1 protein-coding gene is annotated in these 1,727 nt (G+C 50.9%); it reads left to right on the forward strand.

The annotated features are described in order from the left end of the window. A partial coding sequence (gene secA, locus ACFRAK_RS28330) for a preprotein translocase subunit SecA (RefSeq protein WP_394573088.1) occupies window positions 1-1,727 on the forward strand: 1,727 nt, incomplete at both ends.

A 1,727-nucleotide genomic window follows, 5' to 3' on the forward strand; every position in this document is an offset into this window, starting at 1 on the left:
GCCTTTGCCACGGTTCGTGAAGCTTCCAGGCGTGCCTTGGGCAAACGTCATTATGACGTGCAGCTCCTTGGAGGTATGGCCCTCAACGAAGGCAGAATTGCAGAGATGAAGACCGGTGAAGGTAAGACCCTGGTAGGTACCCTTCCGGTATACTTGAATGCCCTGCTTGGCAAAGGGGTTCACGTGGTAACCGTCAACGATTATCTGGCGCAGCGTGACAGCCAAGAGATGGCGCAAATATATAACTTCCTGGGCATGACGGTCGGGGTGAACCTGAGCGGCATGGAGCACCCGGATAAACAGCAAGCGTATGCTTGCGATATTACGTATGGTACGAACAATGAGTTTGGCTTCGATTACCTGCGTGATAACATGGTGTTGTATAAAGAGCAGATGGTTCAGCGTCCGCTGTACTTCTGTATCATTGATGAAGTGGACTCCATTCTGGTCGATGAAGCACGTACACCGCTCATTATTTCTGGACAAGCCCAGAAATCAACCGATCTGTATTATGCGGCGGACCGTTTCGTGAAGCGCCTGACGGCTGAAGAGGATTACACGGTAGATATTAAGGTGAAGTCCGTTGCTTTAACGGAAAAAGGCGTAGCCACCGCCGAGCGTTCCTTCGGCATTGAGAACCTGTACGATCAAAACCATGTGACGTTGAACCATCACATTGTACAGGCGCTCAAGGCGAATGTCATCATGCGTCTTGACGTCGACTACGTTGTTACAGACGACGAAGTCGTCATCGTGGATGAATTCACTGGCCGTCTGATGGCTGGACGCCGTTATAGCGATGGTCTCCACCAGGCGATTGAAGCGAAGGAAGGTATCGAGGTACAGAATGAGAGCATGACGCTCGCCACGATTACATTCCAGAACTACTTCCGTATGTACCGCAAGCTTGCCGGTATGACCGGTACAGCGAAGACGGAGGAAGAGGAGTTCAAGAAGATTTATGGTCTTGAGGTACTTCAGGTTCCTACCAATAAACCTAATCAACGTAATGATATGCCGGATGTCGTATATAAGACCGAGGAAGGCAAATTCAAAGCGGTTGTCACGGAGATCGTGGAGCGTCACAAGAACAATCAACCAATTCTGGTCGGTACAGTTTCGATCGAGAACTCGGAGCGTCTGTCCGATATGCTCAAGCGCAAAGGCGTGCAGCATAAAGTATTGAACGCGAAGTACCATGCGGAAGAAGCGGATATTATCTCTCGCGCCGGTCAACCGGGATCGGTGACGATCGCAACGAACATGGCGGGCCGTGGTACGGATATCGTGCTCGGCGATGGCGTACAAGCTGTCGGCGGTCTGCATATCATCGGAACAGAACGCCATGAATCGCGCCGGATTGATAACCAGTTGCGCGGTCGTGCCGGACGCCAAGGCGATCCGGGGTCTACGCAATTCTACCTGTCGCTTGGCGATGAATTGATGAAGCGTTTCGGTACCGATAACGTCCTCAATATGATGGAACGTCTCGGCTTCGAAGAAGATCAACCGATTGAGAGCAAGATGATCACCCGTGCGGTGGAGTCGGCTCAGAAGCGGGTTGAGGGTAACAACTTCGATATGCGTAAAGTCGTTCTCCAATATGATGACGTGATGAACCAGCAGCGTGAGATTATTTATAAGCAGCGTCGTGAAATTCTGGAATCGGCAGACATTAAGCAGATCGTTGTTGAGATGATTAAGCCGGTTATCGAACGGGTCGTTCA

Source organism: Peribacillus sp. NPDC056705, assembly GCF_043656335.1.